This is a genomic window from Sphingomonas elodea ATCC 31461, from assembly GCF_000226955.1.
Lineage (GTDB): Bacteria > Pseudomonadota > Alphaproteobacteria > Sphingomonadales > Sphingomonadaceae > Sphingomonas > Sphingomonas elodea.
On record NZ_AGFU01000021.1, the window covers coordinates 1 to 21,064 of the forward strand.

General features: G+C 67.6%; 17 protein-coding genes. 13 read left to right on the forward strand and 4 right to left on the reverse strand.

The window, feature by feature from the left end:
* The 13 genes from KK7_RS0107145 to KK7_RS0107205 all read left to right on the forward strand — a co-directional run.
* A partial coding sequence (locus KK7_RS0107145; RefSeq protein WP_010543956.1) for an FAD/NAD(P)-binding protein occupies nucleotides 1–919 on the forward strand: 919 nt, incomplete at its 5' end.
* A gap of 51 nt (nucleotides 920–970) precedes the next feature.
* Nucleotides 971–2,011 (forward strand): 4-hydroxyphenylpyruvate dioxygenase, encoded by a 1,041-nt coding sequence (gene hppD, locus KK7_RS0107150; protein WP_010543957.1) that lies wholly within the window; start codon nucleotides 971–973, stop codon nucleotides 2,009–2,011.
* 124 nt (nucleotides 2,012–2,135) lie between these two features.
* A complete protein-coding gene (gene hmgA, locus KK7_RS0107155) occupies nucleotides 2,136–3,413 on the forward strand; it encodes a homogentisate 1,2-dioxygenase (RefSeq protein ID WP_010543958.1) in 1,278 nt (425 codons plus the stop codon).
* A gap of 30 nt (nucleotides 3,414–3,443) precedes the next feature.
* Nucleotides 3,444–3,812, forward strand: a complete 369-nt coding sequence (locus KK7_RS0107160) for a Rieske (2Fe-2S) protein (RefSeq protein WP_010543959.1) — start codon at nucleotides 3,444–3,446, stop codon at nucleotides 3,810–3,812.
* On the forward strand, nucleotides 3,809–4,963 hold the full coding sequence (locus tag KK7_RS0107165) for an isovaleryl-CoA dehydrogenase (protein ID WP_010543960.1): 1,155 nt from the start codon (nucleotides 3,809–3,811) through the stop codon (nucleotides 4,961–4,963). Before KK7_RS0107160 ends, KK7_RS0107165 begins: the two co-directional genes overlap by 4 nt.
* A gap of 6 nt (nucleotides 4,964–4,969) precedes the next feature.
* Nucleotides 4,970–6,571 carry a carboxyl transferase domain-containing protein gene (locus KK7_RS0107170; RefSeq protein WP_010543961.1) on the forward strand — a complete coding sequence of 534 codons (1,602 nt, stop codon included), beginning with the start codon at nucleotides 4,970–4,972 and terminating at the stop codon, nucleotides 6,569–6,571.
* A 110-nt stretch (nucleotides 6,572–6,681) separates the two neighbouring features.
* Nucleotides 6,682–7,077, forward strand: coding sequence for an endonuclease domain-containing protein (locus KK7_RS0107175; RefSeq protein WP_237709155.1), 396 nt, complete (start codon nucleotides 6,682–6,684; stop codon nucleotides 7,075–7,077).
* A gap of 5 nt (nucleotides 7,078–7,082) precedes the next feature.
* Nucleotides 7,083–7,610, forward strand: a complete 528-nt coding sequence (locus tag KK7_RS0107180; protein WP_010543963.1) for a nuclear transport factor 2 family protein — start codon at nucleotides 7,083–7,085, stop codon at nucleotides 7,608–7,610.
* Complete coding sequence (locus KK7_RS0107185; protein WP_040597969.1) at nucleotides 7,607–7,921, forward strand: DUF3088 family protein; 315 nt, start codon at nucleotides 7,607–7,609, stop codon at nucleotides 7,919–7,921. Before KK7_RS0107180 ends, KK7_RS0107185 begins: the two co-directional genes overlap by 4 nt.
* Entirely contained in the window at nucleotides 7,918–9,846 is a 1,929-nt protein-coding gene (locus KK7_RS0107190; RefSeq protein ID WP_010543965.1) for an acetyl-CoA carboxylase biotin carboxylase subunit, read from the forward strand. Before KK7_RS0107185 ends, KK7_RS0107190 begins: the two co-directional genes overlap by 4 nt.
* Complete coding sequence (locus tag KK7_RS0107195) at nucleotides 9,843–10,307, forward strand: GNAT family N-acetyltransferase (protein ID WP_010543966.1); 465 nt, start codon at nucleotides 9,843–9,845, stop codon at nucleotides 10,305–10,307. Before KK7_RS0107190 ends, KK7_RS0107195 begins: the two co-directional genes overlap by 4 nt.
* A complete protein-coding gene (locus KK7_RS0107200) occupies nucleotides 10,308–10,757 on the forward strand; it encodes a MaoC family dehydratase (protein ID WP_010543967.1) in 450 nt (149 codons plus the stop codon).
* On the forward strand, nucleotides 10,712–11,992 hold the full coding sequence (locus tag KK7_RS0107205; protein ID WP_272941568.1) for a flavin monoamine oxidase family protein: 1,281 nt from the start codon (nucleotides 10,712–10,714) through the stop codon (nucleotides 11,990–11,992). The genes KK7_RS0107200 and KK7_RS0107205 overlap by 46 nt, the downstream gene beginning before the upstream one ends.
* A 376-nt stretch (nucleotides 11,993–12,368) precedes the next feature.
* Here KK7_RS0107205 and KK7_RS0107210 read toward each other — a convergent pair whose 3' ends face one another.
* From KK7_RS0107210 to KK7_RS0107225, 4 genes are all read right to left on the reverse strand, one after another.
* On the reverse strand, nucleotides 12,369–13,835 hold the full coding sequence (locus KK7_RS0107210) for a flavin-containing monooxygenase (RefSeq protein WP_010543969.1): 1,467 nt from the start codon (nucleotides 13,833–13,835) through the stop codon (nucleotides 12,369–12,371).
* A 51-nt stretch (nucleotides 13,836–13,886) separates the two neighbouring features.
* Entirely contained in the window at nucleotides 13,887–18,104 is a 4,218-nt protein-coding gene (locus KK7_RS0107215) for a translocation/assembly module TamB domain-containing protein (RefSeq protein ID WP_010543970.1), read from the reverse strand.
* Nucleotides 18,104–20,293, reverse strand: a complete 2,190-nt coding sequence (locus KK7_RS0107220; RefSeq protein WP_237709156.1) for an autotransporter assembly complex protein TamA — start codon at nucleotides 20,291–20,293, stop codon at nucleotides 18,104–18,106. The genes KK7_RS0107215 and KK7_RS0107220 overlap by 1 nt, the downstream gene beginning before the upstream one ends.
* Before the next feature lie 240 nt (nucleotides 20,294–20,533).
* Nucleotides 20,534–20,980 carry a MarR family winged helix-turn-helix transcriptional regulator gene (locus tag KK7_RS0107225; protein WP_010543972.1) on the reverse strand — a complete coding sequence of 149 codons (447 nt, stop codon included), beginning with the start codon at nucleotides 20,978–20,980 and terminating at the stop codon, nucleotides 20,534–20,536.
* Between the last annotated feature and the right edge of the window lie 84 nt (nucleotides 20,981–21,064).

Sequence of the window (21,064 nt, forward strand, 5' to 3'; positions counted from 1 at the left end):
GGCGGTCGGCAACCTGCCGCCGCATGATCCGCCCGGCCTCGACCCGACACAGCTCTCGGCGACCCGCTACAAGGGCGACCCCTGGGACCCAAGCGTTTCCGAGGGCCTCTCGGACGACGATACGGTGCTGGTGATCGGCACCGGCCTCACCATGGTCGACGTGGCCCTGCTGCTGGAGGCGCGCGGGTTCGGCGGCAAGATCGTCGCGGTCTCGCGCCGCGGCCTGCTCCCCCGTGCCCATGCCGCCGGGCAGGACTGGGACAAGATCCGCGAGCGCCCCCGCACCAAGGCCTCCACGCTCGTCCGCACTGTTCGCGACCGCGCCGAACAAATCGGCTGGCGCAACGCGGTGGACGAGCTCCGCCCCTTCACCCAGCCGATGTGGGCCAATGCCAGCGAGGACGAGCGCGCACGCTTCCTCCGCCACCTGCGCCCCTGGTGGGACGTGCATCGCCACCGCCTCGCCCCCGAGGTCCATGCCCGGCTGCAGGCGCTGATCGACCACGGCCAGCTGACGGTGCTCGCCGCCAAGACGCTCGCGTTCGATGAGGGACCGGACGGGATCGCCGTCACCATCCGGCCGCGCGGGCAGGATGCGACGGAAACGGTCACCGCCCAGCGCATCGTCAACTGCACCGGCCCGCTCGGCGACCTCGCCCGCAGCCGCGAGCCCCTGCTCCAGCGCCTCGCCGCACGCGGCGTGATCCGCCCCGACCCCGCGCATATCGGCATCGATGTCGACAATCAGGGTCAGACGATCGCCGCCGACGGCCGCGCCAACGCCAACCTTTATGCCCTCGGCCCGATGACCCGCGGTGCGTTCTGGGAAATCGTCGCGGTGCCCGACATCCGCACCCAGACCTGGGCCGTCGCCCGCCGCCTGTCCAACGCGCACTGGGTCGGCGGCGAGGGTCTGTAGCAAACTGGTAACATTTGACACTAAATCGGGAATTGGGGTATCAGGTCTCCCATGACCGATACCGCCAATCCGCTCGGCCTCAACGGCTTCGAGTTCGTCGAGTTCACCTCGCCCGATCCGGACGCGATGGCGCGCCAGTTCGAGCAGCTGGGCTTCGTTGCCAGCCACCGCCACCCGCGCAAGAACATCACGCGCTACAAGCAGGGCCGCATCAACCTGATGCTCAACCGCGACGATGCCGGCCGCGTCGCCGCCTTCCGCGGCGAGCATGGCCCTTCGGCCAGCGCGATGGCGTTCCGCGTAGCGGACCCGAAAAAGGCGATGGAATGGGCGCTCGCCCACGGCGCCAAGCCTACGGACGAGGACGACACCGTCATCCAGGGCATCGGCGGCTCCTATCTCTATTTCATCCAGGACGAGATCGACCTCTATGCCGACTGGGCCGAGTTCCCCGGCTGGCGCGAGGCAGAGGCGGCGAACAGCGTCGGGCTCGACCTGCTCGACCACCTCACCCACAATGTCCGCCGCGGCCAGATGCGGGTGTGGAGCGAATTCTACCGCACGCTCTTCGGCTTCGAGGAGCAGAAGTATTTCGACATCAAGGGCAAGGCGACCGGCCTGTTCAGCCAGGCGATGATCGCGCCCGACAAGGCGATCCGCATCCCGCTGAACGAGAGCCAGGACGACGCCAGCCAGATCGAGGAATTCATCCGCGAATACAACGGCGAAGGCATCCAGCACCTCGCGCTGACCACGGACGACATCTACGACACGGTCGAGCGCCTGCGCGCCCGCGGCGTGCGGCTGCAGGACACGATCGAGACCTATTACGAGCTGGTCGACAAGCGTGTCCCCGGCCACGGCGAGGACCTCGAGCGGCTGCGCAAGAACCGCATCTTGATCGACGGTTCGGTAGAGAATGACGAGGGCATCCTGCTCCAGATCTTCACCGAGACGATGTTCGGGCCGATCTTCTTCGAGATCATCCAGCGCAAGGGCAATGAAGGCTTCGGCAACGGCAATTTCCAGGCGCTGTTCGAGAGCATCGAGCTCGACCAGATCCGCCGCGGCGTGATCAAGGTCGACGCCTGACGAGTTCGGAGAGGGAGAGAGCCGGGGGTGCCGTCGCAGGAACAGTGGCATACCCCGGCCCCACCGAACGTCCCCCCTCCCCTTTCGATCGACAAGGGGAGTCGTGCTGGAGAGGACGAGCCTTGTGACCACCTATTTCCCCGGCTTCGGCAACCATGTCTCCACCGAAGCGGTGCCCGGCGCGCTGCCCATCGGCCGCAACAGCCCGCAGCGTCCGCCCTATGGCCTCTATGCCGAGCAGCTTTCCGGCACCGCCTTCACCGCGCCGCGTGCCGAGAATCGCCGCAGCTGGCTCTATCGGCTGCGTCCCAGCGCCGAACATCCCCCTTATCAGCCCTACGCAGGCGCTCCGCTGTTCTCGCCGCACACCCCGGCAAAGCCGCTTGCGCCCAACCGCCTGCGCTGGAACCCGATCCCCACCCCTACCACGTTGGTCGACTGGATCGACGGCGTGGAGACGATGCTCGCCACGCGTGATCCCGCTGATCTGGAGGGCGTGGTCGTCCACCGCTACGCCGCCAATCGCGACATGCACAATCGAGCCTTCGTCGATGCGGACGGCGAACTGCTGTTCATCCCCCAGGCGGGCGCGCTGACGCTGCTGACCGAGCTCGGCCGGATCGATATCGCGCCGGGCCAGATCGCGGTGATCCCCCGCGGCATCCGCTTCCGCGTGCTGCTGCCCGAAGGCAGCGCCGCCGGCTATGTCGCCGAGAATTACGGGGCGCCGTTCCGCCTGCCCGATCTTGGGCCGATCGGCGCCAACGGCCTCGCCAACCCGCGCGACTTCGAGACGCCGGCCGCCTGGTTCGAAGATCGGGACGAGCCGTTCCAGCTTGTGCAAAAGTCGTTGGCAAGTCTGTGGATAACCACGCTTCCCCACAGCCCGCTCGACGTGGTGGCATGGCACGGCAACCTCGCCCCCTATCGCTACGATCTCGCCCGGTTCAACACGATCAACACGGTGAGCTTCGACCATCCCGATCCGTCGATCTTTACGGTCCTCACCTCGCCCAGCACCGTGGCGGGGCGTGCGAACGCCGATTTCGTGATCTTCCCGCCGCGCTGGATGGTCGCCGAGGATACGTTCCGCCCGCCCTGGTTCCATCGCAACGTGATGAGCGAGGCGATGGGCCTGATCCACGGCGCCTACGACGCCAAGGCGGAGGGCTTTGCGCCCGGCGGTCTTTCGCTCCACAATCTGATGGCCGGCCACGGCCCCGACGTCGCCAGCTGGCGCGGCGCGACCAATGCCGCGCTCAAGCCGCACAAGATCGACGGCACCATGGCATTCATGGTCGAGACCTGCTGGCCCTATCGCCCGACCGAGCATGCCCTGGCGCAAGCCCAGCCAGACTATGACACGGTGTGGGAAGGCTTCCCGAAGGCACAGCTGCCGTGAGGTTCCTCCCCATGCTTGGAAGGATCTGACATGGACCGCCTCACCACCACCCCCGCCGGCGTGACCCTCGGCCCGCTCGACCTGATTGCCGACGGCAACGCCCGCAACTTCGTGCTGGAGATGCGGGCCGGTCGCTTCCACGGCTTCGTCGTCCGTCGCGGCAAGCAGGTCTTCGGCTATGTCGACCGCTGCGCGCACATGCCGGTGCCGCTTAGCCAGCAACTCGACGCGTATCTCACCCCCGATGCCACCCATATCCAGTGCAGCTGGCACGGCGCGCTCTACACCGTGGAGGAGGGCCGGTGCGTCGGCGGGCCTTGCGTCGGCGCGCGACTGCTTCCATGGCCCATAACCATAATCGACGGCATGATCGTGACCGTTGGAGAGGAACAAGCATGACCCCGGACTTCGACTTCGCCCTCGGCGATTCCGCCGACATGATCCGCGATACCACCGCCCGCTTCGCCCGTGACAGGATCGCCCCCCTTGCCGCACGGATCGACGCGGAGGACTGGTTCCCGCGCGACGAACTCTGGGCGGCGATGGGCGAACTCGGCCTGCACGGCATCACCGTGCCCGAGGCCGATGGCGGCCTCGGCCTCGGCTATCTCGAACATGTCATCGCCTGCGAGGAAGTCGCCCGCGCCTCGGCCTCGATCGGGCTCAGCTACGGCGCGCATTCGAACCTGTGCGTCAACCAGATCGCCCGCTGGGGCAATGCCGAGCAGAAGGCCAAACATCTCCCCAAGCTGATCTCGGGCGAGCATGTCGGCAGCCTTGCGATGTCCGAGGCGGGCGCGGGCTCCGACGTCGTCTCGATGAAGCTCAAGGCCGAGAAGACGGATCGCGGCTATGTTCTGAACGGCACCAAATTCTGGATCACCAACGCGGCCTATGCCGACACCCTCGTCGTCTATGCCAAAACCGGCGAAGGTTCGCGCGGCATCACGACCTTCCTGATCGAGAAGGACATGCCGGGCTTCGCCATCGGCCAGAAGATCGACAAGATGGGCATGCGCGGCTCGCCCACGGCGGAACTGGTGTTCACCGATTGCGAGGTGCCCGAGGCGAACATCATGGGCCCGCTCAACGGCGGCGTCGGCGTGCTGATGAGCGGGCTCGACTATGAGCGTGCGGTGCTGGCGGGCATCCAGCTCGGCATCATGCAGGCCTGCCTCGACGTCGTCCTGCCGTACCTGCGCGAACGCAAACAGTTCGGCCAGGCGATCGGCAGCTTCCAGCTGATGCAGGCCAAGGTCGCCGACATGTACGTCGCGCTCAATTCGGCGCGGGCCTATGTCTATGCCGTGGCGCGCAGCTGCGACGCGGGGAAGACGACTCGCTTCGACGCGGCGGGCGCGATCCTGCTGGCGAGCGAGAACGCCTTCCGCGTCGCCGGCGAGGCGGTGCAGGCGCTGGGCGGCGCCGGCTATACCAAGGACTGGCCGGTCGAACGCTTCCTGCGCGACGCCAAGCTGCTCGATATCGGCGCCGGGACCAATGAGATCCGCCGCATGCTGATCGGCCGCGAACTGCTGGGGGCGGCGTAACCTATCATGTCTGCCCCCGTCCTTCCCACCGCCGTCAACCCGGACAGCGAGCAGTTCCGCGCCCAGGCCGCGCACCACCGCACGCTCGCCGAGAAGCTGCGCGCCGATGTCGCGCAGGCAGCGCTTGGCGGCAGCGAAACCGCCCGTGCCAAACACGTCGCGCGCGGCAAGCTGCTCCCCCGCGAGCGGGTCGAGCGGCTGCTCGACCCCGGCAGCCCCTTCCTCGAGATCGGCCAGCTCGCCGCCTGCGACCTGTATGACGGGGAAGTGCCCGGGGCGGGCGTGATCGCCGGCATCGGCCGCGTCTCCGGCCGCATGGTGATGATCGTGTGCAACGACGCCACCGTGAAGGGCGGCACCTACTACCCGATGACGGTAAAGAAGCATCTCCGCGCGCAGGAGATTGCCGAGGCCAACCGCCTGCCGTGCATCTACCTCGTCGACAGCGGCGGCGCCAACCTGCCGCACCAGGCCGAGGTGTTCCCGGACAAGGATCATTTCGGCCGGATCTTCTTCAACCAGGCCAACATGAGCGCGCAGGGCATTCCGCAGATCGCCTGCGTGATGGGCAGCTGCACCGCCGGCGGCGCCTATGTGCCCGCCATGTCCGACGAGAGCGTGATCGTTCGCAGCCAGGGCACGATCTTTCTCGCCGGCCCGCCGCTGGTGAAGGCGGCGACCGGCGAGGAGATCAGCGCCGAGGACCTGGGCGGCGGCGACTTGCATAGCCGCCGCTCGGGGGTGGTCGATCACCTGGCGGAGAATGACGAACACGCGCTGACCATCGTCCGCGACATCGTCAGTCACCTCCCCGCCGATCGTGTGCCGGATGTCGCGCTGAAGGAGCCGCGCCCGCCGAAATACGCGCCCGAGGAACTGTACGGCATCCTCCCCGCCGATGTGCGCGCGCCCTATGACGTGCACGAGGTGATCGCGCGCCTGGTCGACGGCTCGGAATTCCACGAGTTCAAGGCGCTCTACGGCAGCTCGCTGGTCTGCGGCTTCGCGCATATCTGGGGCATGCCGGTGGCGATCCTCGCCAATAACGGCGTGCTCTTCTCGGAGAGCGCACAGAAGGGCGCGCATTTCATCGAACTCGCCTGCCAGCGCCGCATTCCCCTGCTCTTCCTCCAGAACATCTCCGGCTTCATGGTCGGCGGCAAATATGAGGCGGAAGGCATTGCGAAACATGGCGCAAAGCTGGTGACGGCGGTGGCGACGGCGAGCGTGCCGAAGCTCACCATCCTGATCGGCGGCAGCTTCGGCGCGGGCAATTACGGCATGTGCGGCCGGGCCTATTCCCCCCGCTTCCTGTTCAGCTGGCCCAATGCCCGTATCAGCGTGATGGGGGGCGAGCAGGCGGCGAGCGTGCTGGCGACGGTCCACCGCGACGCTGATAAATGGTCGCCGGAGGAAGCGGAGGCGTTCAAGGCGCCCATCCGCCAGAAATACGAGGACGAGGGCAATCCCTGGCACGCCACCGCGCGGCTGTGGGACGACGGCATCATCGATCCGGCGCAGACCCGCGACGTGCTGGGCCTGGCGCTGGCGGCGACGCTGAACGCGCCGATCCCGGAGCGGCCGCAGTTCGGCGTGTTCCGGATGTGAGCGGGGAAGCGACCCCTCCAATTCCTCCCCGGGACGGGGAGGGGGACCGCGCGGCGAATCCGCGTGGTGGAGGGGAAACGCCCGAAATCCTCCGCACGCCCCGCCGCACGGTGGAACAGGCTCGTCAGGACCGCGCGAGGCTGGAACTGCCGGAAGTTCTCCTCCGGCAACAGTTGCGCAAGCGCCCAGGGGGCTTCAAGTTCCGGCAACAGAATCCACAGCTCGGTTATCGGATCGACTTTGCCTGCCTGGAGGCGCGGCTCGCGATCGAAGTAGACGGCGAGGCCCATGCACGTAGCGACCGGCCGAAGCGTGACGCTTGCCGCGATCATCGCCTCGAACAACGCGGCTTCGCAACGCTTCGCATCCCCGCCAATGAAATCCTGCGCGATCTCGATGCCGTTCTGATCCACATCGTTCGCGCCTGCCGCGCGCGACTTCCCCTCCACCACCGGCCTTCGGCCGGCGGTCCCCCTCCCCGTTCCGGGGAGGAATTTGAAGGCTGAACCCCATGCTCCTCCCCCTCCTCGCCCTCACCCTGGCGCCGCAGACCGCAGGCCTGCCGCCACCCGCCGCCAATCCAACCCGCAGCGTGCCCTCGCCGACCAAGCTGCCGCCGGCCAACCCGCTCGCCCCGCCCGACGGCAGCGACGAGCGCGCCGTGCTCGCGACGGTCGACCGGCTGCTCGGCGGAATCAACACCCGCGACGCCGCCGCGATCGGCGCGACGCTGCGGACGGAAGGCGGTGCGACGGTCGTGACGGAGGCTGCGAACGGCCCGGCAACCGTCCGCACGATGACCTGGCCCGAACTGCTCGCCCGCTTCCAGCCGGGTGCCGAGCGCTTCGACGAGCGCATTTCCAGCCCCGCGGTGGAGATCGACGGCGACATCGCGATGGTGTGGGCACCCTATGTCTTCCGGCTGAACGGCGCCGTCCATCACTGCGGCACCAACCATATCAGCCTCGTCCGCGAGGCCGGCGCCTGGAAGATCGCCAGCCTCAGCTGGAACCAGCGCACCACCGGGTGCCCGGCATGACGGCGCGCGACACGCTGTTCGTCCTCGACACCGACTGGGCGGACCCCGCCTATGGCGGCACGCGGCGCTTCTACTGCAAGGACTGCGTGACCGTGGAGGGGCTGCTCGCCGCCTTCCCGGAGCGCGCCGGCGCCATCGAGGTGGTCCGCGTCCCCTGGCCCCGTCCCCGTGGCCCAGTGGTCGCCCGGTTGGGCGAAGCGAACCAGAACCTGCCCGCGCTCGCCTTTGCCGAGGGCGGTTTCGCCAATGACATCGAGGGCGTGCTCGCCGCGCTCCACACCCGCCACGGCTTTCCGGAGCGCCACCCGTGATCCAGTCCCTGCTCATCGCCAATCGCGGCGAAATCGCCTGCCGCATCCTCCGCACCGCCCGCGCGATGGGCATCCGCACCGTCGCCGTCTATTCGGATGCGGACGCCAACGCGCTGCACGTCCGCCAAGCCGATGACGCGGTGCATATCGGCCCGTCGCCGGCACGCGAAAGCTATCTGGTGGGCGAGAAGATCATCGCCGCCGCCAAGGCGACCGGCGCCGAAGCGATCCACCCGGGCTATGGCTTCCTCTCCGAGAATGCCGAGTTCGCCGAGGCGGTGCTCGCCGCCGGGCTCGTCTGGGTGGGCCCGAAGCCGGACAGCATCCGCGCGATGGGCCTCAAGGACGCCGCCAAGGCGCGGATGATCGCGGCGGGCGTGCCCGTCACGCCGGGCTATCTCGGCGAGGACCAGAGCCCCGAGCGGCTCCAGGCCGAAGCGGAGGCGATCGGCTATCCGGTGCTGATCAAGGCGGTCGCCGGCGGCGGCGGCAAGGGCATGCGGCGGGTGGAAAGCGCAGGCGACTTCGCCGACGCGCTCGCGAGCTGCAAGCGCGAGGCTGCCTCCTCCTTCGGCGACGACCGGGTGTTGCTCGAGAAATACATCCTCTCGCCCCGCCATATCGAGGTGCAGGTGTTCGGCGACAGCCATGGCAATGTCGTCCACCTGTTCGAGCGCGACTGCTCGCTCCAGCGCCGCCACCAGAAGGTGATCGAGGAAGCCCCCGCCCCCGGCATGGATGCCGGGACGCGCGCGGCGATCTGCGGCGCAGCCGTGCGCGCGGCCCAGGCGGTCGACTATGTCGGCGCAGGCACGATCGAGTTCATCGCCGATGCCAGCGAGGGCCTCCGCGCCGATCGCATCTGGTTCATGGAAATGAACACCCGGCTCCAAGTCGAACACCCGGTGACGGAGGAGATCACCGGAGTCGACCTGGTCGAATGGCAGCTCCGCGTGGCAAGCGGCGAGCCCTTGCCCAAACGGCAGGACGAGCTGTCGATCAATGGCTGGGCGATGGAAGCGCGGCTCTATGCCGAGGATCCGGCCAAGGGGTTCCTGCCGAGCGTCGGTCGGCTGGAGATTTTCCGCCCCTCGCCCGACGTCCGCTACGAGACCGGCGTGTACGAAGGCGCGGAGATCACCGGCTTCTACGATCCGATGATCGCAAAGATCGTGGTGCATGCCGAAAGCCGCCTCGACGCGTGCGAGGCCCTTGCTCAGGCCTGCGCCGCAACGGACATCTTCCCGGTCAAGACCAACGCACCGTTCCTGTGGCGGGGGCTGGATGACCAGGATTTCCGGGCAGCCCGCATCAACACCGGCTTCATCGCGGAAAAGGGCGACGCCCTGCTGCCCCCGGCAGAGCCGACCGACGACATGGTCAAGCAGGCCGCAGCCGCGCTGATCGTCCAGGAATATCAAGGCGCGCCCACCATGCTGCACGGTTGGGACGACGACCTTCTGGGCGCACCGCAGCCTCATCCGTGGCGCGGCGCCCTCGGGTTCCGCCTGAATGCAGCGGTCAACCGGCGCGTTGCGGTGGCCGTCGACGGGAAGGTGCATGTCACCGAACTGCCTGCGAACTGGCGAAACGCCACGGTCATCGCCGAACCCGTGGCAGACGGCGTGGCGGTGAACGACGACGGCCTGTCGTTCCTCGCCGCGCTGCCACGCACGGGCCCCACGAGCGGGGCCGCGGCCGCTGACGGCGCCCTGCTCGCCCCCATGCCCGGCCGAATCACCGCGGTGGATGTCGCCCCCGGCGCGCAGGTCACCAAGGGCCAGCGGCTCGTCACGCTGGAGGCGATGAAGATGGAGCACGCCCTCACCGCGCCGTTCGACGGCATTGTCGCCGAGCTGCCGGTCACCGCCGGCGGTCAGGTGACCGAGGGCAGCCTGCTCGTCCGCGTGGAGAAAGCGGCGTGATCTTCCGCGACGCCACCCTCGCCGACCTGCCCGCGATCGTCGCTTTGCTCGACGACGACGCGCTCAGCCAAGGCCGCGAAGATCCCTCGCTGCCGCTCGATCCCCGCTACGAGATGGCCTTTGCCGACATTGATTCCGATCCCAATCAGCGGCTGATTGTCGCAGAACGGGACGGCGATGTGGTCGGCACGATGCAGCTGAGCTACCTTCCCGGCATCGCCTTTCGCGGTGCCTGGCGCGGCCAGATCGAGGCGGTACGCATCGCCTCCTCCGTGCGCGGCCAAGGGCTTGGCGCGCAAATGATAGGATGGGCCGTCGAGCAATGCCGCGCGCGCGGCTGCCTGATGGTGCAGCTCACCTCCATGCGCGACCGGCTGGATGCCCACCGCTTCTACGAAAAGCTCGGCTGGACCAAGAGCCATTTCGGCTTCAAGCTGAAATTGCACGAGGGACATGGGTAGATGGCACGCTTTTTCGACGAATGGCAGCTCGGCGACCGCATCGAGCATGCATTGCGGCGCACGGTGACGGAAACCGATAACCTCCTGTTCACCACCCTCACCCACAATACCCAGCCGCTGCACCTTGATGCAGAAGCCGCCCGCGCCTCCGAATTCGGCCAGATCCTGGTCAACGGCACCTACACGTTCAGCCTGATGATCGGCATCACCGTGGCGGATACCACGGCGGGATCGCTGGTCGCCAATCTCGGCTATGACAAGCTGACCATGCCCAAGCCGGTCTTCCTGGGCGACACGCTGCGCGCCAGCTCGGAAGTCGTGGAACTGCGCCCCAGCAAGTCGCGGCCGGGCCAGGGCATCGTCACCTGGCGGCACCAGATGCACAACCAGCGCGACGAGCTGGTATGCGAGTGCCTCCGTTCCGCCCTGCTGCGCAGCCGCTCGGCCTGATCGCGCGTTCGGTGCCCATGCAGGACCTCGACGTGATCGTGATCGGCGGCGGCGCGGCGGGCATCGGCGCGGCCCGGACGCTTGCCGATGCGGGCAAGGACGTGCTGCTCGTCGAGGCCGATACGCGGCTCGGCGGCCGCGCCCGGACCGAGCATGTCGACGGCATGGCGCTGGATCTCGGCGCCGGGTGGCTCCATTCGGCGGAGCATAATCCCTGGGTGGAGATCGCCGCTCTGCACGGCTTCGCTCTAGACCAGACGCTCCCGCGCTGGCGCGAGCAATGGCGCGGGCTCGGCTTTTCCGTCGCCGAACAGCGCGAGGCAGGGCAGGCCTTCGCGAGCTTCGAAGCGCGGCTGCGCACCGATCCGCCGCCAGGGGACCGCGCCGGCGCGGCGCTGACGCCGGGAAGCCCGTGGAACGTGTGGATCGATACGATCAGCGGCTTCGTCAACGGCACCGATACGGCCAAGCTCTCGATCGCGGACTATCTGGCCTATGAGAATGCCGCGACCGAGACGGACTGGCGCGTGCCCGCCGGCTATGGCGCGCTGGTAGCGGCACAGGCGAACGGGCTGCGCACCGCCCTTGCCACGCCGGTCACGAGTATCGATCGGTCCGGCACCCGCCTCCGGGTGGAGACATCGCGCGGGACCCTGGACGCCGGACAGGTCATCGTCACCGCTTCCACCGATGTGCTGGCGCAGGGCAGCATCGCGATAGCCGGGCATGACGCGCTGTTCCACGCCGCTGCCGCGCTGCCGCTGGGCGTTGCCGACAAGCTGTTCCTCGGCATCGACCACGGCGAGGACGACCTCGACGCCAACGCCCATCTGCTCGGCGACCCCCGCAACGCGATCACGGGCACCTACACGCTGCGGCCGTTCGGGCGCCCGGTGATCGAAGTGATGTTCGGCGGCGAGGGTGCCCGCGAGATGACCGAACGCGGCCTCCAGGGCGCGGCCGACTTCGCCATCGAGGAACTATGCGCCCTGCTCGGCGGCCAGTGGCGCCGGCGGCTGCGGCTGTTGGCGGGCTCGGCCTGGAGCCGGGAGACGCATATCCGCGGCAGCTACAGCCACGCCCTCCCCGGCCGCGCCGCCGCCCGCCAGATACTGTCGACACCGGTGGATCCGCGGATCCGCTTCGCCGGCGAGGCCTGTTCGGCGACCGAATTCTCCACCGTCCACGGGGCGTACAAGACCGGCGTGGCGGCTGCCCGCGGATTGCTCGGATAGGTTCGGCTTCGCACGGAAACGCCGCGCTCCGGGGCGTGCGGTTCCTAGCCGCCGCTGCCAGTGCCTACTTAGGTCGTCCTGACCATGTGAAAGCCAGACCTGATCGGCGTCGGACGATCTCAGCGAGAATGCCCACGAAGGTCACGAAGGCGAGGCCGGCAAGCCCCTCGTCGCCGCTATGCCCAGCGTGGGAGAACTGCCAGATTTGGTAGAAAACCAATAGAGCGGCTACGGAGAGCTGAACCCATCGAAGGGCCACGTAGACGTGGCGTCCACGTGCGCGCTGGATAGTTTGCACGGACATCAGCGTTGAATACTGCACTTGGGTAGCGTCTGCAATTGGGGCGTTAGCCAACACGGCACCTTCAGCGCAGCCCTATGCCGCCGCCCGCTTCGCCGGCTCGGGATTGGAGAACAGCATCTCGTCATCGATCCCGCCGAACTTCAGCGCCATCAGGTCGCGCGTGTAGCTCTGGTGGACGCGCCATGGCTTGCGATGGCCTTGCCGGGGCAACATCGCCAGCGCGCGCTGCACATAGCCGGAGGTAAAGTCGAGAAAGGGCTGCGCCTCTACCGGGCCGCTCGGCTGCGGCGTCACCTGCCGCATGCCGCGCTTGGACATCGCGCCCAGCAGCCGGGCGACGTAGCTGGCGGTCAGGTCGGCCTTCAGGGTCCAGCTGGCATTGGTGTAGCCGAACGCGATCGCGAAGTTCGGCACGCCGGAGAACATCATGCCCTTGTAGGTGAGCCGCTCGGCCCAGTCGACGCGCTCGCCGTCCACCGTCACCGGAATGCCGCCCATCAGCTGGACCTCCAGCCCGGTCGCCGCGATCACAAGGTCGGCGGGCAGTTCGCGGCCCGATTGCAGCCGGATGCCGGTGGGAACGAAGCGATCGATCCGATCGGTCACCACCTCCGCCCGGCCTTCGCGGATCGCGGCGAACAGGTCGGCGTCGGGTACCAGGCAGAGCCGCTGGTCCCAGGGATCGTAGCTGGGGGTAAAATGGGTGGCGACGTCATACTCCGGCCCCAGCTCGCAGCGGACCATCTCGACGAGGCGCTCCTTGGCCTTGGCCGGGTGCTTGCGAGCCAGCCTGTAGAAATACTGGCCGAGCAGCACGTTCTTCCAGCGGGTAAGGCCATAGGCGCTCCTGGCCGGCAGGTGCCGCCGCAACCAGTTGGCGATCCCGTCCTGCGAGGGTCGCGCGACGATATAGGTGGGAGAGCGCTGCAGCATCGTGACATGTGCCGCCTGCCGGGCCAGTTCGGGCACGAGCGTCACCGCCGTGGCGCCGCTGCCGATCACCACCACGCGCTTGCCGGCATATTCGATATCCGGTGTCCAGAACTGCGGGTGGACGATGCGGCCTGCGAAGTCCTCCCGCCCCTCGAACACGGGAAGATGGCCGCGCTCGTAATTGTAATAGCCGGCGCAGAGGAACAGGAAGCTGCAGCTGAATTCGCGGGTACGGCCGGCGGCCTCCACCGTTACCGTCCACAGCGCCTCCTCGCTCGACCAGGCGGCCGCGACCACCTTGTGCCGATAGCGAATGTGCCGATCGATACCGAACTCGCGGGCGGTATCCTCCAGATAGCGCAGGATCGCATCGCCGTCGGCAATCGCCTTCGCATCCGTCCATGGGCGGAAGGAAAAGCCGAGGGTGAACATGTCCGAGTCCGAACGGATGCCGGGATAGCGGAACAGGTCCCAGGTACCCCCCATCCGCTCGCGGCCTTCCAGGATCGCATAGGTGCGGCCGGGGCACTGGGTTTGCAGGTGATAGCCTGCCCCGATGCCCGATAGCCCCGCGCCCACGACGAGAACGTCGAAATGTTCGCGCATGTTTTGCCTCTCCGCGAGGCATGGTTGCACGACTATTGCCGGCGCGCCACCTCAATAATCCCGCGAATAGCGCAATGTCGCACCCGATCCGCCGAACGAACTGGTCTGCGACAACACGCTGAGCGCCCGCGACAGCGATATCTCCAGCTGCGTCGCGGTGAAGCCGCGGGCGTCCGTAACGATCTCGATATAGATGTTGTTGGTAATATACTTGCCTGCCGCCAGCGACGTACCGCGCCCGGTGGTATCGTCGGCACCGAGAACGCGCAGCCGGTCGATGCCGGTCGCCGACTTGAGCTGGCCGAGCGGATTGAGCCCGCCGCCGGTGGCGCGCAGCGAGTTGAGCGCCGCGGCCAACTGGATCGCCTCGGTGGCGGACAGGTTCGTCACGTTGGTACCGAAGAACAGCCGCGACAGCACCTCGTCCTGCGGCAGCGCCGGGTTGGAGGTGAAGGCGATCTGCGGCTTCTGTGCGGTGCCGGTGATGTTGAGGATCGCGGTCACGCCCTCTGCCGTGGTGTTGGCGGAGATGTCGATCGTCGGGTTGGTCAGCTCGGCGCCCTGGAAGCGGATGATGCCCTTGGTCAGATCGAACCGGCGGCTGGCGAAGCTGTAGGTGCCGCGGACCACTTCCATGGTCCCACGGACCTGTGGGGCAAGCGTGGTGCCGCCGATGGTGATGTTGGCCTGCCATTCGGATTCCAGGCCCATGCCGCTCACCATCAGGCGATTGTCGGCGCGCACCCGGATCGCCAGATCGAAATTGGCGAAGGCACGTGCCGGCTTCTTCGCCTGCGCCAGCTGGTTGGGGTCGAGATCACCCTTGCGACGGACCCCGGTCAGCTCGGGGATCTCGGCCGCACCCTGGCGGATGATCTGGTACTTGGCCTCGGGGATGTTGATCTGCCCCTCGATCTTCTGGACATCGGCGCTCTTGGTGATGGTGAGCGTGCCGCTCGCCGTTGCCCCCAGCGCCTCGCTGCGGGCCAGCCGCGCGTCGTCCAGCTTCACCGTGATCGCCATCGGAAAGCCGTCCGCCGAAGAGAGGCCGACGCGGCCGCTGGCGCTCACGGTGCCGTTGCCGGCGCGTGCGCTCGCCTGGTTCAGCACGAAGGCGTCGTTGGAAAACTGACCGTCGATCTTGAGGTTGGTCAGACGGGTGCCGGTCCCCTCATTGTCATAGGTGAGGTTGTCCGCGCGGACGACGCCGTTCAGCAGCGGTCGGTCGACGCGGCCGGTAAAGTCCGCCGCCATGCCGATCGCGCCGGTCAGCTGTTGGTTGGGCAGGCCGGTAAAGGCGAAGGGCAACGCCGCCGGGCCGTTGTAGCGCACGCCGCCGGAAAGCTGCGCCGCCATCAGCCGCTCCGTCCAGCTGCCGGCGCCCGGGCCGAGCGGCCGCAACGTCGCAACGACGCGGCCGATGGTGCTGGTTCCCCGCCGGATGAGCGCGCGCAGGTCGCCGCCGTCGGGCAGCAGCTTGCCGACCATGCTGATGTGCACCGGGGTGGAGACGCGCACCAGGCTGGAGCGGGTCAGATCGTCGATCTCCAGTCGCAGGTCGGCGCTGGGGAACGCATCGGGCGAGGTCTGGGCGAAGTCGAGGCTGCCGGTGGCAGTGCCACCGATGCCGAGATCGGGCACGAACGCGTTGACGATCGCAAGATCGAGCTTGTCGAGACGCGCCTGCAGCACGGTGCCGTTGCCGTAGCGCCCGGCCAGTCGCACGCTGCCCTGATCGAAGTCGATCTGGGTGGGGAGCAGGCGATAGACGCCGTTCTCCACCGCGATCCGTGCGGCGGAGGGCGTGCGGAACTTCACCCCGCTCGCTTGGCCCTGGAGTGCCGCGGTCCACAGGCCGGGGGTCATCCGCCCGTTGAGCGCGACGTCGAACGCCACACCGGACGATCCGCTCGCCACCGCCTGCACCGTACCGTTGCCGCCCCGATAGTCGATCTTGGCGCGCGCCGTGCGCAGCAGGAACTCGCCGCGCTTGAGGTTGGCGATCTGCACGTCGGCGACGACCTGCGGCTGTTCGGCGAGCACCACGCTGGCGGTGGCGATCGCGCGGCCGATGGTGAGTTCGGCGACGCCGGGGATCGTGGCGTTGTCGGCGGTCGCACGCAGGTCGGCGCGCTGGAACTTGCCCTCGGCACCCAGCGTGGCGACGCCGTCCACGCCAGAGCCGCGGAAGGTCAGCTGGCCTGCGAACGGGCCCGCCGGAGTCGCCTGCAGCTGGCCGGCAATGTCCATGCCGGCAAACTTCGCGGCATTGACCTGGATCGCCAGCGCCTTGCCCGTGCGGACGAGCACATCGGCGTTGAACGGCCCGTAACTGCTCTCGCCGGTCGCGGTGACCGCATAGGCATCACCCCGCCCGATGACCTTCGCCTCGACCTTCGCCAGCCCCACGCCCAGCCCGGGCTTTTCTGCACGGAGCAGCAATTGCGGCGCGTTGAGCGTCCCCGTAACGCGGGCGCTGAGCGGCCCATAGGCATCGGAAACGGCATCGGCGGTAAGCCGGATCGGCCCGGCGGGATCATAGGTCCCCTGCCCGCGCAGCACACGGAACTTGGGTGCACGGACGCGGACATCGGCAATGCCAATGATGCCCTTGGGATCCAGGTTGAGCCGGGCCGAGGCGATCGTGTTGCCGCCCAGGAAGTTGCGGACGCCCTCGTTGAACAGCTTGCGGCTGCGCCCGGCAATCTTGCCGCGAATCCCCCAGCCGCCGCCAGGCGCAGTATACAGCTCGGCATCGGTATTGAGGTCGACAACGCCGACGCCGGCGATGGTATAGTCGTTCACGCGCCCCTTGAGCGCGCCGGTGTAGCGGCCCGTCGCCATGTCGGCGGCAACGATCGCGATCGCGTCGATCTTGTCCGATTTCAGGCGCAGATTGTCTGAGAGGATCCGGCTGCCGGAGATTGCGAGGTCGCCATTCACGGTCACGTTGGTGACTAGCCCGCCCGCCGCGGCGTTGAGGCCGGAGACGCGCGCGGCCTTCGCGCGCACCGGCACCAGGATGCGATCGGAATCCACCCGCGCCCGCCCTTCGGCATAGAGCTGCTCGACCACCGTCTCGCCGAAGCCGATTGCCCCGGCCGAGAGCTTGTACTCCACCATCGGCGTCGCAAAGGCGCCTTCAAGGGCCAGCGATGCCCGTACCGACCGCCCGACGAGCTTGGGCGCGATCGTACCCGGTTTCAGCAGTAGCGCATCGACATGCACGCCGCGAAACCGGTTGTTGCCCAGGTCGACGAGCCCCCGTGCCTGGGCGGAAAGCGCATCGGACTTGAGCTTGATCACGCCGTCCGCCTTGCGATCCGCCCAGCGGAAATCGGTATCCAGCCGCAGACCCGGTGCGGTAAGCCGTTCGACGGGACCGGCCATGTACAGGCCGGGGTACGTCATGCCGCGGATTTGGAAGCGGCCATCGTCCGCCGTCAGGCCGAGATCGGCGAGGGTGCGCCCGCCCAGCGTCGCGACACCCTTGCCCTGCCAGTGCTTCCAGTCGCCCGCCCCCTGCACACTGGCGACCAGCGGTGCCTGGAGTTTGGCGAGCCCCGCAACCAGACCGCCCTTCGGCGCATCCAGGCGCAAATCGATGTCCAGACGGTTGGCAGACGGCACCGCATCCAGCCGCAGCGTCAGCCGGTCGCCGCCAGCGACGCCGCGCGCCATCAGCGTGCCGGCATTCGCGACGAGCTGCGCGCGGCCATCCGCCAGATGCGCGGAACCGCTCAGCCGGGCGATATGGCGCTGTCCGTCCACCGCCGGTGCGATATCGATCCGCGCGACGTTCACGCGCGCGACGTCGATGTTGAGGTCCGGCAGTAACGGCGCGTTGGGATCGCCCGATGGCTTGAGCGCGGGGAGCCGCGCCAGACGGATCTCGGGGCTTTCGAGGTTCCGGATGTCGATGCGGTTCTTGAGGTAGGACAAGGGCCGCCAGTCGAGCCGGATCTCTTGAGCGGTAGCGAACACGCCCTGGGTATCGTTTACCCGAACGTCCCGCAAAATCATGCCGCCATAGATCGACCCGTCGATCCGTCCGATTCGGAAGCCGAGGCCCGATTCGAGCTGCAGCTTGCCCAGCTGATCGGCGATCAATCGCCGACCGGGCTGGGTGTCCAGCCCGAGCACCGCCAGGCCGGCCAGCGCGACCAGCGACACGACCCCCAGCGCGACCCATTGCAATAGCTTCACCCACAAGGGGCGGCCGGTGCGCACGACCGTCACGGTCTCGGTTTCGGGCATGTCGTCCGCCATTAGAATGCCTGCCCGATCGAGATGTACAGCGCGACCTTGGACTCGCCCCTGCGACGCGCGATCGGTGTGGCCACGTCGATGCGCAGCGGACCGAAATTGGTGTAGAGGCGGCCACCGATACCGGCGCCGAAACGCAGGTTTCGCCCGGTGGGCGTCACACCCTCATACACCTGCCCGGCATCGAGGAACGGCACGATGCCGTAGTTGCCGAAGCGATAGCGCGCCTCGATGCCGAACTCGTTGAAGGCGCGTCCGCCCACCGGCTTGTCGTCCGGAGAACGCGGCCCCAGTTCCTGATAGCCGAAGCCGCGGACCGAGCCGCCGCCGCCGCCATAATAGCGCCGTGAGGGCGGCAGGTCGTCCCGCCCGATCCCGTTGATCGAGCCGACCCGCGCGCGCCCGGCGATCACGATATTGCTGGTGACCGGGTAATAGCCGTCCACTTCCAGCATCATCCGTGCATAGGGCCGCGCCTGGCCGCGCACCGAAGTTTCGGCGCTCAGATTGCCCTTGATACGATAACCGCGCGTCGGGTTGAGCAGATCGTCCGAGGTATCGTACCCGACAAAGGTGGGAATGGCGGCGATGAGCCAGGTACCACGGTCGCGCTTGCCGGCCTGGAAATTGTACCGGTCCTCGTTCGATCCGACGAGCTCGGCGCCGTAATAATAGGTCCAGCGCTTCTGCCAGATCGGCGTGGAATCGCGTGAGATCCGCGCCGAGAGCGTGGAGGTGAACGCTTCGAACGCGTCGTAATCCTGATGGTTGAGCGACGCGGTGATCAGCAAGGTCCGATCGCGCCGGCCAGCATTGGACCTGCGGAAGGTAGTGGTCAGCGCCTGTTCCTGCGTGCCGAGGATGCTGCTGACGGTGAGCGCGCCTTCGGGCGGGAAAAGGTTGCGGTGCGCCCAGCTTGCCTGCGCCTTGATGCCCTGCCCGGTGCTGTAGCCAAGTTCACCGGCCAGCGTTCGCGCCTTGCCCGCCACCTGCCGCACGAGAAGATCGACCTGCTCGGTGCCGTCGGGCCCCGGCTTGCCGGTGCGCTGGGGCTCGACCGAAACGGTGGAGAACAGCCCGGTCGCGATCAGAGCCTGGCGCAGATCGTCGACCTTGCGGCTGTCATAGATCGCGCCCTCGCGATAGCGGCGAAAGATGTTGATATGCTCGGCCTCGAATACCTGCCGACGCCCGGCCACCTGGATCTGGCCGAAGCTGGCACGCGGCCCGAGCGTTACCGGCAGCGTATAGTCACCGCTATGGGTGGCGTCGTCGAGCACGATGTCGCGCTGGCCGACCTCCAGGAACGGATAACCCTGCTGCGGCATGCGGAGCGAAACATTCGCCTCCGCTGCGAGCACGCGGTCGGCCTGGATCGGATCGCCCGGGTTGAGATTGAGTTCGCGGTCGAGCAGCCCGGGCGGCACGGTCGGGTCGCTGACGATCCGGATGGTGCCGAGGCGATAGAGTTTGCCCGGCGACGCCGTGATGATCGCCTTCACTGCGCCAGAATTGGGCGGATCCTGCGCAATCGAGGAGCTGGCGGTCGCGTCGTAATAGCCGAGCGACTTCATCAGCCGGAGCGCCAGTTTCTCGTCCTCGCGGGCACGGGCGGAAACCATGGCGGCGTTGGCGGCCTTGCCCTTGCCTTGCCGCAGCGCGGAAAGCTCGCGGAACTGCCCGTCCAGTCGAAGCGCGTCGAGGCCGGTGACGTCGGTGGTGTAGCGGATCGCCGGCGCCTTCTCTCCGTCCTCCGGCTCGTCGCCCACCGGTTGGACCTTGAAATCGGCGAGCAGAGGCAGCGGGGCGGTGAGCTCCGGCGCTTCGGGCCCGGCTGGCACAAAGCCCTGCTCGTCCATCGGGGCAGCTGAAGAAGATGTGACCGGAGAGGCAGGCTGGGAGCGCTCGGCCGGAGTCGTCGGCTTCGGCGCCTGCTGAAATCCGTTGAGCGGCTCCAGCGGCGCGTTGATGTCGTCGCTCAGCTTGGGAAGCGCCTCCTCGAAAGCCTTGTCGGGCACGATCGGGGCACGCTGCTGTGCTTCGGCGGCAGCAGAAGGCTCGGCCGCAGGCGGTGCGGATTGCGGCGCGCCCTGCCCCGGCTTCGGATCGTTCAGCTGGGCATGGGCAATAGCGGGCACGAAGCCCGTCCCCGCCAGCGCGGCGACCCAAACAACCCGAACCCCTTTTCTCACGCGCCTCCTCCGGGAGCCGCGTTCAAGTCCGGCCCGCCCGCCTCCGTAACGGTCTGTTGCCGATTTTGCTCCCCCTGATGCGTCGCTCCAAGCAATGCGTGCGATCAAACGCAAGGCCCGGCTGGCCTCGCGGGACGGGATTAGCCGGGTGGACGCGTCGTTGCGATAGGCTTGCCGGTACCTACGCGCCGCGCGGAAAGCACCATGTGTCGAAAAGAAATTGGGCAAAGCGGCGTGCGATCAGTCCTCGCCAAAAGCGGCGGCCGCGATCTCGATGCGGGCCAGCATCGCCGAGAGCTGTGCCTTTTCGTCTTCGGAGAAGCTGGAGAATAATCGCCGTTCGAGCTCCAGCGCCTTGGGAGCAACCTGTTCGTAGAGTTGCCACCCCTCCGGCGTGAGCGCGACAAGATGGGACCGCTGATCGTTGGGATTGGCGGCGCGAGCGATCAGCCCGCGTTCCACGAGGCCAATCGCAGCGCGGCTGACCGTCACCTTGTCCATCCGCGTTCGCCCGCAAAGCGCCTGCTGGCTCATCGCCCCGCCTTCCGCCAGCACAGCCACGAGTCGCCATTCCGGAATGCGCAAGCCGAAAAGGTTCCGGTATGCGGTGGCCACTGCGTCAGAAACTGCGTTGGTCGCAATGGACATGCGGTACGGCAAAAAGTCGTTCAATCTCAGACTGTTCATTTCAGCCTTTTACCCCCGCTTAACCATTTCGTACGTGACAACGCTGGCAGGTTGCAAATTTTGCAATGATACCGGTAACAGTTC